The organism is Noviherbaspirillum soli (assembly GCF_015352955.1).
Classification (GTDB): Bacteria; Pseudomonadota; Gammaproteobacteria; order Burkholderiales; family Burkholderiaceae_D; genus Noviherbaspirillum_A; species Noviherbaspirillum_A soli.
This window is the reverse complement of record NZ_JACYOX010000027.1, coordinates 75,439-86,597: the sequence shown is the minus strand read 5'-3', so window position 1 is coordinate 86,597 and position 11,159 is coordinate 75,439. Positions and strand designations below refer to the sequence as shown.

Genomic DNA, 11,159 nt, shown 5'->3' with positions numbered 1-11,159 from the left:
TGAAGCCGCGCTGTCTCATCGTGGCAATGGTAATTCGGTCCTCAGGCTGAAGCTGCTGATAAGTGGTCGGTTTCTGCATGTGCACACTTTACAAGAAATGGTGTTGCACTTCATATTTGAGGCCGCCAGGCATTAACTGCGAATACCAAAGAGCGGTTCGAGGCTTATTGGAGAGCTCAGGAAATGGTGAGTGGTGCAGTCTTCAGAGATGCAAAAGAGCTGGTCTGCGACTAGGGAGAAAAAATGAAAAATGTCATATGTACTATCATTCTCTGGGGTCTAACACAATTGTCGCTTGCTGAAGTAAGCTGTGTTAGACCGTCGTTATCCGCGACGATATATTTTAGCAATGGAATAAAAACAGACGTTAGATCGGCAAAATCATCAAAGGCTGCATTAGAAGCCGCATTGGGAACAGATTACAATGGTCATGCTCTGCATTATGCTATTGCATATAATGAAACCAGTGGAATGGCAGTTGATCTAGCCCAAACAACTGACCAAAGAAACACCGCCGACAAAACTCGAAAATGACTTCAGCATAAGCCAAACCATGCTGGTGCCAGCTAATGGGCTGTATCGAATGCTGCCGATCAATGCCTGTACGTTCAACAGAACAAAAAAGAATGACAAGCCCATTGAGTTTGCGATCGAAGGATCAGCTATTCGCCTCGGTGACAAAAAGTGGAATCTGAACATGGGAGGCGAATCAGTATCGCTTCTTGGCCTTGATCCGAGGCTTCCTGAACTAATCATGCGCAATATTGACGAGCCTGGCTTTTTCTTCGCCAGTTCAGATGAGAAAAATCCTTACATGCTCTATTACTCGAGAAATAAAGAGATTCTGTGGTTCTCAGCTACTGAAGTGAATAAGTCCACTACCCTTTGCGACTTTGACATGCGTAATCAGGATCTCTAGAGATTAGTTTGGAATGGAATAGCCCCGATTCCGTTCAGCTCAGCGCTGAACGGTCTCTTTTTGGACCGTTGCCATCAAGCCTTCATTACAGCACCCTATATTCACGTATTGAAGAAAAATCTTGGCTGGCCGGTATACCTGCCCGAGCAGAAGTGGGCATCGAGTCCTCGATGTTGATAGCCAGGCAGGCACGGCTATTTTCACTGTAGCGATTTCGGTGATCAGGTCTTGTCAGAAATATCTCGCCGCGTTTCGTATCTGGGCGGCAAGATTGTTATAGCCTTTTGTCAGGATTTGCGATATCTCATGAAAAAGGGCGCAGGATCTTTGAAATGCAATGATGTGTTCGACTGACGTTTCTTCCGACTGAGAAGAACGAAGAACGAGCGCAATTCCATCGGAAAGTTTGTCAAGAGAAGCGAGACAGCTGGCTTCGTTTAAGATCAACACCTTCAAACGTTCCCAAAGCGCTTCAGAACCAATTACCGGCAATCCGCTCGTATTCTCCATGAGCTTTCGGTGAACCAGCAAAATAGCCGCGACCCTCTCTGCCGATGTCTTCATGGCTTTAATTTTATTTTCGACATGCCCAATATAGGCCTCCATCAGTAATGGCGTGGCAAGCACATTGATCTGGCGATTCGTACTGGCGATGCTGACTAACGTTGGTTTGTCATAGGGGGAAATCCGTTCTATGACGGCCAGTTGGTCTTGTGGTGGCAGACTGGAAAAACTTGATATTGGCATACTGGCGTGCATACTGGAACTATCCATTTTTACTCCACTGAGTGCTGTTGAACGGAGCGTCTCAGTAACAACCTCTTGAGAAGAGTTCATGCATGAGCCGCGGTCTCAATTTGCCCGATGACTGCCGTGGATCATGCGGAGAGCTGGCAACTGGTCACAGCAATAAAAGATCGCAAAGGTTGCAACGACGTTTAGCGGATTATTTCCTTGAGAGGCGAACGGTGTATCTTTGTGGCGGTTTAAATCCACGGGATAACAACTTTAATGTGCCGAGGAATCAGGTCGGCGTGTACGTGCTCAAGCAGCTGCATGAACCTGTAATTCCATGAGCAATACGGCACATGTGCTTTGCGACCAATTGCTGCCTCAAACAACACACGGCCACCAATTAGCCACAGCAATAAAAAAAGGCAGCCAGGGCTGCCTTCATTTTTACCGCCACTACAACCAGATCAGCGCTTTTGACGCAGTCTCTGGATTGCCGCCAGCTGGGCAATCGCCACAGCCAGTTCCGCTTGCGCGGTTGCGTAATCAATCTTCGATTCGCGATTGACCAGGCTTTCCTCGGCCAGGCGCTTGGCTTCCGCTGCCTTGGCTTCGTCGAGGTCGCCGCCGCGGATGGCGGTGTCGGCCAGCACGGTCACGGCATTGGGCTGCACTTCCAGGATGCCGCCGGCGACGAAGACGAACTCGTCTTCGGACTGGCCCGGCACCTTGATGCGCACCGCGCCCGGGCGGATGCGGGTGATCAGCGGCGTGTGCTTGGGATAGATGCCCAGCTCGCCCGCTTCACCCGGCAACGCGACGAATTCCGCTTCGCCGGAGAAGATCTGCTCTTCGGCGGAAACGACGTCCACGTGTATTGTATTTGCCATATCAAAACCTTCTCAAGCTGAGCTATTCGGTGCAGTGCAGACAACAAAAGACGGCCGGCGCGACGCCGGCCGTCCCATGTTGGCCATTACTGCATCTTCTTCGCTTTTTCGATCGCTTCGTCGATGGTGCCGACCATGTAGAACGCCTGCTCCGGCAGGTGGTCCAGTTCGCCCGATGCAATCATCTTGAAGCCACGGATGGTTTCCTTCAGCGGCACGTACTTGCCTGGCGAGCCGGTGAACACCTCAGCGACGTGGAACGGCTGGGACAGGAAACGCTGCATCTTGCGAGCGCGTGCCACCAGCAGCTTGTCTTCCGGCGCCAGTTCGTCCATGCCCAGAATCGCGATGATGTCGCGCAGTTCCTTGTAGCGCTGCAGGGTGCCCTGAACGGCACGGGCGGTCTCGTAGTGCTCCTGGCCCACCACCAGCGGGTCCAGCTGGCGCGAGGTCGAGTCCAGCGGATCCACCGCAGGGTAGATACCCAGCGAAGCGATGTCACGCGACAGAACGACGGTCGAGTCCAGGTGGGCGAAGGTGGTTGCCGGCGACGGGTCGGTCAAGTCATCCGCAGGAACGTACACGGCCTGGATCGAGGTGATCGAACCGGTCTTGGTCGAGGTGATGCGCTCCTGCAGGCGGCCCATCTCTTCGGCCAGCGTAGGCTGGTAACCCACCGCGGAAGGCATACGGCCCAGCAGTGCGGACACTTCGGTACCGGCCAGGGTGTAACGGTAGATGTTGTCGACGAAGAACAGCACGTCACGGCCTTCATCGCGGAAGCCTTCCGCAATCGTCAGGCCGGTCAGCGCCACGCGCAGGCGGTTGCCCGGCGGCTCGTTCATCTGACCATAGACCATCGCGACCTTGGAGTTGGTCGGGTTTTCCAGGTCAACCACCTTGGCATCGGCCATCTCGTGGTAGAAGTCGTTGCCCTCACGGGTACGCTCACCCACGCCGGCGAACACGGACAGACCCGAGTGTGCCTTGGCGATGTTGTTGATCAGTTCCATCATGTTCACGGTCTTGCCCACGCCGGCGCCGCCGAACAGGCCGACCTTACCGCCTTTTGCAAACGGGCAGACCAGGTCGATCACCTTGATGCCGGTTTCCAGCAGGTCCTGCGAAGGCGACAGTTCGTCGTACTTCGGCGCTTCGCGGTGGATGGAAGCCATGTGCTCGTGGCTCACCGGACCGCATTCGTCGATCGGGTTGCCCAGCACGTCCATGATGCGGCCCAGGGTTGCAGGTCCGATAGGCACCTGGATCGCCTTGCCGGTGTTCTGGATGATCATGCCGCGACGCAGGCCGTCGGAGCTGCCCAGCGCAATGGTACGCACCACGCCGTCGCCCAGCTGCTGCTGCACTTCCAGCGTCAGTTCGGAGCCTTCCATTTTCAAGGCGTCGAACACCTTGGGCATCGCGTTGCGCGGGAACTCAACGTCCACCACGGCGCCGATACACTGAACGATTTTGCCATCAGCCATTTTCGTTCCTTCAATATGTAGTATTTAAATTCTGTTTCACGCGTTTGCGTGTTTACACCGCTGCCGCACCGGCAACGATTTCGGAGAGTTCCTTGGTAATCGCGGCCTGCCGGGTCTTGTTGTAGACCAGGCGCAGTTCACCGATGACGTTGCCGGCGTTGTCGGACGCCGCCTTCATCGCCACCATGCGCGCCGACTGCTCGGACGCCAGGTTCTCGGCAACCGCCTGGTAAATCAGCGCTTCCACGTAGCGCACCAGCAGTTCGTCGATCACGGTTTGGGCATCCGGCTCGTAGATGTAGTCCCAGTCCATGCCATGCTTGTCAGCAGTCATGCGCTCGGACGACAGCGGCAGCAACTGCTCCAGCATCGGCTCCTGCTTCATCGTGTTGATGAACTTGGTGTAGACGATGTAGACCGCGTCGAGCCGGCCTTCCTGGTAAGCGTCCAGCAGCACCTTGACCGGGCCGATCAGCTTTTCCAGATGCGGCGTGTCGCCGATCTGGACTGCATGCGACACGACCTTCGCGCCGACACGGTTCAGAAAGCCGAAGCCCTTGTTGCCGATGGCGACGGCTTCGACCTTGTTGCCCTTGCCTTCGAGCTCGCGCAGCTTGGTGGTCAGAACACGCAGTGCATTGGTGTTCATGCCGCCGCACAGGCCCTTGTCGGTGGTGACCACGATGATGCCCACCGTCTTCGAGGCATCCTGCTTGACCAGGAACGGATGGGTGTACTCCGGATTGGCCTCGGCAAGATTGGAGGCGATATTACGAATCTTGTCACTATAGGGACGGGCCGACCGCATCCGCTCCTGCGCCTTGCGCATCTTGGAAGCGGCGACCATTTCCATCGCCTTGGTGATCTTCTTCGTATTCTCTACGCTCTTGATCTTGCCACGTATCTCTTTGCCTACAGCCATGAGTCCTTGCTCCTTCTAGCCGCGTTCAACTCAGAACGATACAGATTTCTTGAAGTCGCCAATCGCGGCGGCCAGTGCGGCTTCGCCATCCTTGTCGAGTTGCTTGGTATCTTCAATCTTCTGCAGCAGCGCTGCGTGGCTGGTCTTCATGAAATTGTGAAGGCCAGATTCAAACGCGAGTACATTCTTGACTTCGACACCGTCGAAGTAGCCCTTGTTGACCGCGAACAGCGACACAGCCATCAGCGAGATCGGCAACGGCGAATACTGGGGCTGCTTCAGCAGTTCAGTCACGCGGGCGCCACGCTCGAGCTGCTTGCGGGTCGATTCGTCGAGGTCGGATGCAAACTGAGCGAACGCTGCCAGTTCACGGTACTGCGCCAGGTCGGTACGGATACCGCCGGACAGGTTCTTGATAACCTTGGTCTGGGCGGCGCCACCAACGCGCGACACCGAGATACCGGCGTTGATCGCGGGACGGATGCCGGCGTTGAACAGCGAGGTTTCCAGGAAGATCTGGCCGTCGGTGATCGAGATCACGTTGGTCGGAACGAAGGCGGAAACGTCGCCTGCCTGGGTTTCAATGATGGGCAGTGCGGTCAGCGAGCCAGTCTTGCCGGTCACGGCGCCGTTGGTGAACTTCTCGACATAGTCGGGGTTCACGCGGGCTGCGCGCTCGAGCAGGCGGCTGTGCAGGTAGAACACGTCGCCGGGGTAGGCTTCACGGCCGGGCGGACGGCGCAGCAGCAGCGAAACCTGGCGGTAGGCGACAGCCTGCTTGGACAGGTCGTCGTACACGATCAGCGCGTCTTCGCCGCGGTCGCGGAAGTACTCGCCCATGGCGCAGCCGGAGTAGGCCGACACGTATTGCATTGCGGCGGACTCGGAAGCCGAAGCGGCGACGACGATGGTGTATTCCATGGCGCCATGCTGTTCCAGCGCGCGCACGATGTTCTTGATCGTCGAAGCCTTCTGGCCGATGGCGACGTAGATACACGTCATGCCCTGGCCCTTCTGGTTGATGATCGCGTCGATTGCCACGGCCGACTTGCCGGTCTGGCGGTCGCCAATGATCAGTTCACGCTGGCCACGTCCGATGGGCACCATCGCGTCGATCGACTTCAGGCCGGTCTGCATCGGCTGGGAAACGGATTGACGGGCGATCACGCCCGGTGCGATCTTTTCGATCGGGGCGGTCAGGGTCGTGTTGATCGGGCCCTTGCCATCGATAGGCTGACCCAGCGCGTTGACCACGCGGCCACGCAGTTCAGGGCCGATAGGCACTTCCAGGATGCGGCCGGTGCACTTGACCGTGTCGCCTTCGGAGATATGTTCGTAGCTGCCCAGGATCACCGAGCCGACCGAGTCGCGCTCGAGGTTCAGCGCCAGGCCGAAGGTGTTGCCCGGGAATTCCAGCATTTCGCCCTGCATCACGTCCGACAGACCGTGGATGCGGCAAATGCCGTCGGACACGGAAATGACCGTGCCCTGATTGCGAATCTCGGCGTTGTCGCCGAGGCCCTGGATCCGGCTCTTGATCAGTTCGCTGATTTCAGACGGGTTGAGTTGCATGTTAACTCCTAATTTAGATATCTTGCGTGCTTGCCGAGGCGGGCCGGATCAGCTGGTCAGTGCGGTCTGCATCTGCTGCAGCTTGGCGCGCACCGACGTGTCGAGCACTTCATCGCCAACCACGACGCGCACGCCACCGATCAGCGAGTTATCCACGGTTACCGACGGGTTCAGGTTGCGGCCGAAGCGCTTTTGCAGCGTCGCAACCAGGTCGTTTATCTGCGCCGGCGTCAGCTCGAACGCGCTCACGATTTCCGCATCCGCCGCGCCTTCCTGCGCATTTTTCAATGCGTGGAATTGCAGCGCGATTTCCGGCAGCAGCGCCAGGCGACCGTTTTCGACCAGCATGCCGACGAAGTTTTTGAGTTCGGCATTGGCAGGCGAGTTCAGCGCGGCGAGAAAAGTAGAGACGACCTGCTCATCGGAAGCCTTCGGGTTGCGCGCCAGTTCCTGCATGTCAGGATTGGCAGCCACCGACGACATGGCTGAAACGACTTCAGACCAGGCCGCCATGTTTCCGGACTGGGCTACGCGAAACAGCGCCTCGGCGTAGGGGCGGGCAATCGTTGCGAGTTCGGCCATGATTACAGCTCGGTCTTCAGTTGGTTCAACAGATCGGCGTGAGCGGCGGGGTTGATTTCCCGCTTCAGGATCTGCTCGGCGCCCTGAACTGCCAGCGTTGCCACCTGGGCGCGCAGTGCGTCACGTGCCTGGCTGACTTGCTGTTCTGCATCCGAACGGGCAGAAGCCAGAATACGGGCTGCTTCTTCCGAGGCAGTCCGCTTTGCTTCTTCGATGATCGCCTGGGCACGCTTTTCAGCGTCGCCGATGCGCTTCTGGCCGGCGTCGTGCGCCGATGCCAGTTCGGCCTGCACGCGCTTTTCCGCGGCAGCCATTTCCAGCTTGCCGCGCTCGGCAGCAGCCAGACCGTCCGCGATCTTCTTGGCGCGCTCGTCGAGCGCGTTCATCAGCGGCGGCCACACGAATTTCATCGTGAAGACAGCCAGGATGAAGAAGACCACGAACTGAGCAAACAGGGTTGCATTCAGGTTCATGGTAGTTTCCTTCTCAGAATGGCGAGTGCTGGAATCCTATTCCAGCATGAGAATCAGGACGGTCGAACCGTATTAGCCACGAACGAACGGGTTTGCGAAGGCGAACAGCATGGCGATACCAACACCGATCAGGAACGCAGCGTCGATCAGACCAGCCAGCAGGAACATCTTGGTTTGCAGGGTATTCATCAGTTCAGGCTGGCGAGCCGAAGCTTCCAGGTACTTGCCGCCCATGATGGCGATACCGATACAAGCGCCGATAGCGCCCAGACCAATGATCAAACCGCAAGCCAGTGCTACGAACGAGATGTCAGTCATGACAATTCCTTTAAGTAAAGTTAAAAATTAAAAACGAAAAGTTGAATCAGAAAGTTTTACCGCTTGCCATCAATCCAGGGGATCAATGGCCTTCATGTGCCTGGCCGAGATACACCAGCGTGAGCATCATGAAGATGAACGCCTGCAACAGCACGATCAGAATGTGGAAGATGGCCCACATCGAACCGGCAATTACATGCCCAACGAAACCGAACACGGTTGCAGTCGAACCAAGCAAAGCGATCAGCAGGAACAGCAGCTCGCCGGCGTACATGTTGCCGAACAGTCGCATCGCGAGCGATACGGTTTTTGCGGCGAATTCGATGATGTTGAGGAGCAGGTTGAACGGTGCCAGCCAGATGCCGAACGGTGCGGCAAACAGTTCATGGATAAAGCCGCCAGCGCCCTTGATCTTCACGTTGTAGTACAGCATCAGGACCAGCACGCCCAGGGCGATGCCCATGGTGCCGTTCAGGTCGGCGGTGGGCACGACGCGGTGATGCGGGAACACATGCTCGATGCCCAGTACGCTGAACAGGCTTGAAAACAGGTCGACCGGCAGGAAATCCAGCGAATTCATCAGCGCAACCCAGACGAACACGGTCAGCGCCAGCGGAGCGATGAAGCTGCGGTCGCCATGCACGATGGATTTGGCCTGGTCGTCGACCATTTCGACGACCATTTCAACGAATGCCTGCAGACGGCCGGGAACGCCGGCGGTGGCGCGGCGCGCCGCCATGTACATCACGAAGCAGCCGACGATGCCCATAGCCACGGACCAGAACAGCGTGTCCATGTTGATAATGGAAAAATCGACGATTTTTTCCTGGTGATGCGTGGAGAAGTGTCCAAGATGGTGGACGATGTATTCGGAAGCGGTGGGAGCAGCATGCCCCGCAGCCGCCCCAGCAGCAGTTTCAGTCGCCATGTCAGTGCCTAAATAATAAGATGATGTAACTTTTCAGTGCCACGATGAAAGCGGCGATCAGCGCCAGCCAGTTCAAGTCGCGGTACAGCCAGGCCACCGCAGCCAACAATGCGATGGTCAGTGCAATCTTTATAAATTCACCGATGAAAAACGACATCGGATTGACAGCTTGTGATCGGCGCGCATTCGAGTACAAGCGCAGCGCGAGCAAACCGTTCGGCACCACACAACACAACCCACCCAGCAATGCGGAAATCAGTGCGTGGATTCCGCCCAGCATTCCAGCCACGGCGCCAGCCAGGACCGTAGTCAACAGTTGCAGAAGGACCAGGCGAAGCATACTTGTCCAGACTCATGCAACCCGTTGGGCTCTTGCGAGTCGCGGTACGGGCCGTGTGGTTCGTGTGAAATGCAAAAGGCTTGCGGATGGAGTGCGATTTCTGAAGCCACGGGATTATAAGATTATTCTTTCCGCGGCGTCAAACGTTTACTTGCACTGAAATCGCGCTCAACGTGCGCTAAAAGCACGGGATCATCGGTTATGCATCACACATCGCCAAACATGTAAACACTTACCGTAGTTTTACGTGACTGATACACAACAGCAAGGTCATGTGCATTCGAGTCGTTTGCCAGTCGGCACGATTAACGACGCAGCCGTGCAATTACGCCATCAAGGGCATCGAGGTTGGCAAAATCGATGACGAGCTGGCCCTTGTTGCGCGCACTGACCTTGATGGCGACCTGGGTGGCGAGCGCGTCCGACAACTCTTCCTCCAGGCGCACGATGTCCCGCGGCTTTTCACGTGGCGCCGGTTTCTGCTGGTGATCCTCGGCCTGTGCCTGGGCGACCAGCTTCTCCGCTTCGCGCACCGACAGCCGGCGCGCGATGATCATGTTGGCCAGGTTGATCTGCGTGGCGGCGTCAACCGACAGCAAGGCCCGCGCGTGGCCCATGTCGATGTCGCCGGCCATCAGCATGGTTTGCACCGGCTGGGCCAGGTTGAGCAGGCGCAGCAGATTCGAGACGGCGCTGCGCGAGCGGCCGACCGCGCCGGCCGCCTGCTCATGGGTAAATCCGAAATCGGAGATCAGCCGCTGTATGCCCTGCGCTTCTTCCAGTGGATTCAGATCCTCGCGCTGAATATTTTCGATCAGCGCCATCGCCGCCGCGGCATGGTCGTCCACGCTCTTGACCAGCACCGGCACTTCCGCCAGACCGGCGAGTTGCGCTGCCCGGAAGCGACGTTCGCCGGCGATGATTTCATAACGGCCGGCGGCCTCGGGCACGGGCCTCACCAGAATGGCCTGCAGCAGGCCCTGTGCGCGAATCGAATCGGCCAGTTCTGCCAGCGCGCCCTCGTCCATGCGGGTGCGCGGCTGGTATTTGCCCGGCTGCAGCTTGTCGATCGCCAGCGAGGATGGCGTACCGGCTGCCAGCGTTTCAGTCTCGGCGGCATCGGAAGAGCCGCCAAGCAGCGCGTCAAGGCCGCGTCCAAGGCCCTTGGTTTTTTTAGTCGCCATGTCAGATCGTCATTTCATTGATGAGTGCATACGTGTCGGCTTACCAGCCCTTGATCCGCTCGACCATTTCGGCGCCGAACGCGACATAAGCCTGGGCCCCCTTGGAAGAGGGGTCGAAGCTCACACCGGGCATGCCATAGGAAGGCGCTTCGGCCAGACGCACGTTACGGGGAATGATGGTCTTGAATACCTTGTCGCCAAAGTGCTGTTCAAGCTGGGCCGATACCTGCTGCGAGAGTGTCATCCGTGGATCGAACATCACCCGCAGCAGCCCGATGATGCGCAGATCCGGATTGAGCTTGGCGTGGACTTTCTTGATGGTATTGACCAGATCCGACAAACCCTCCAGCGCATAGTATTCGCACTGCATCGGGATGATCACGCCATGGGCGGCACACAGGCCGTTCAGGGTCAGCATCGATAGTGCCGGCGGGCAATCAATCAGCATGAAGTCATAGTCGGCATCGACGGCCGCCAGCGCCAGCTTCAGCCGCTTTTCCCGGTTGTCCAGCTCGACCATTTCCACTTCGGCGCCGGCCAGTTCGCGATTGGCCGGCAGCACATCGAAGCGGCCGGCTTCCGACTGCTTGCGGCAGGCGACCACATCCGCCAGGCCGACCAGCACTTCGTAGATGGAACCATCCAGTTCAGCCTTGTTGATGCCGGCACCCATGGTCGCATTGCCCTGCGGATCGAGATCGACCAGCAGCACGCGCTGGCCGAGCTTGGCCAGTCCGGCTGCCAGATTCACCGCGGTGGTGGTCTTTCCCACTCCGCCCTTTTGATTTGCGACACAAAATATTCTGGCCATG

At 57.5% G+C, this 11,159-nt stretch carries 14 protein-coding genes; 2 read left to right on the top strand and 12 right to left on the bottom strand.

What is annotated here, in order from left to right; genetic code table 11:
- The first annotated feature begins 243 nt into the window (after window positions 1–243).
- On the top strand, window positions 244–534 hold the full coding sequence (locus tag IGW04_RS18005; protein WP_194714466.1) for a hypothetical protein: 291 nt from the start codon (window positions 244–246) through the stop codon (window positions 532–534).
- A gap of 19 nt (window positions 535–553) precedes the next feature.
- Window positions 554–919 (top strand): hypothetical protein, encoded by a 366-nt coding sequence (locus tag IGW04_RS18000; protein WP_194714465.1) that lies wholly within the window; start codon window positions 554–556, stop codon window positions 917–919.
- A 231-nt stretch (window positions 920–1,150) separates the two neighbouring features.
- Here IGW04_RS18000 and IGW04_RS17995 read toward each other — a convergent pair whose 3' ends face one another.
- From IGW04_RS17995 to IGW04_RS17940, 12 genes are all read right to left on the bottom strand, one after another.
- Entirely contained in the window at window positions 1,151–1,756 is a 606-nt protein-coding gene (locus IGW04_RS17995) for a hypothetical protein (RefSeq protein WP_228527179.1), read from the bottom strand.
- 362 nt (window positions 1,757–2,118) lie between these two features.
- Window positions 2,119–2,541, bottom strand: a complete 423-nt coding sequence (locus IGW04_RS17990) for a F0F1 ATP synthase subunit epsilon (RefSeq protein ID WP_194714463.1) — start codon at window positions 2,539–2,541, stop codon at window positions 2,119–2,121.
- Between the two features lie 86 nt (window positions 2,542–2,627).
- Window positions 2,628–4,028 carry a F0F1 ATP synthase subunit beta gene (gene atpD / locus IGW04_RS17985; RefSeq protein ID WP_194714462.1) on the bottom strand — a complete coding sequence of 467 codons (1,401 nt, stop codon included), beginning with the start codon at window positions 4,026–4,028 and terminating at the stop codon, window positions 2,628–2,630.
- 52 nt (window positions 4,029–4,080) lie between these two features.
- The gene (gene atpG, locus IGW04_RS17980) at window positions 4,081–4,950 is read right to left on the bottom strand and encodes a F0F1 ATP synthase subunit gamma (RefSeq protein WP_194714461.1); all 870 of its coding nucleotides are present in this window, start codon (window positions 4,948–4,950) and stop codon (window positions 4,081–4,083) included.
- A 30-nt stretch (window positions 4,951–4,980) separates the two neighbouring features.
- Entirely contained in the window at window positions 4,981–6,522 is a 1,542-nt protein-coding gene (gene atpA, locus IGW04_RS17975; RefSeq protein WP_194714460.1) for a F0F1 ATP synthase subunit alpha, read from the bottom strand.
- Window positions 6,523–6,570: 48 nt separating this feature from the next.
- Window positions 6,571–7,104 carry a F0F1 ATP synthase subunit delta gene (locus IGW04_RS17970; protein WP_194714459.1) on the bottom strand — a complete coding sequence of 178 codons (534 nt, stop codon included), beginning with the start codon at window positions 7,102–7,104 and terminating at the stop codon, window positions 6,571–6,573.
- Between the two features lie 2 nt (window positions 7,105–7,106).
- A complete protein-coding gene (locus IGW04_RS17965; protein ID WP_194714458.1) occupies window positions 7,107–7,577 on the bottom strand; it encodes a F0F1 ATP synthase subunit B in 471 nt (156 codons plus the stop codon).
- Between the two features lie 72 nt (window positions 7,578–7,649).
- Window positions 7,650–7,895: a F0F1 ATP synthase subunit C gene (gene atpE / locus IGW04_RS17960; RefSeq protein WP_194714457.1), complete on the bottom strand. Its 246-nt coding sequence runs from the start codon at window positions 7,893–7,895 to the stop codon at window positions 7,650–7,652.
- An 82-nt stretch (window positions 7,896–7,977) separates the two neighbouring features.
- Window positions 7,978–8,823, bottom strand: coding sequence for a F0F1 ATP synthase subunit A (gene atpB / locus IGW04_RS17955; protein WP_194714456.1), 846 nt, complete (start codon window positions 8,821–8,823; stop codon window positions 7,978–7,980).
- 1 nt (window position 8,824) lies between these two features.
- On the bottom strand, window positions 8,825–9,163 hold the full coding sequence (locus IGW04_RS17950) for an ATP synthase subunit I (RefSeq protein ID WP_194714455.1): 339 nt from the start codon (window positions 9,161–9,163) through the stop codon (window positions 8,825–8,827).
- Between the two features lie 305 nt (window positions 9,164–9,468).
- A complete protein-coding gene (locus IGW04_RS17945) occupies window positions 9,469–10,347 on the bottom strand; it encodes a ParB/RepB/Spo0J family partition protein (protein WP_194714454.1) in 879 nt (292 codons plus the stop codon).
- A 40-nt stretch (window positions 10,348–10,387) separates the two neighbouring features.
- Window positions 10,388–11,158, bottom strand: a complete 771-nt coding sequence (locus tag IGW04_RS17940) for a ParA family protein (protein WP_194714453.1) — start codon at window positions 11,156–11,158, stop codon at window positions 10,388–10,390.
- Between the last annotated feature and the right edge of the window lies 1 nt (window position 11,159).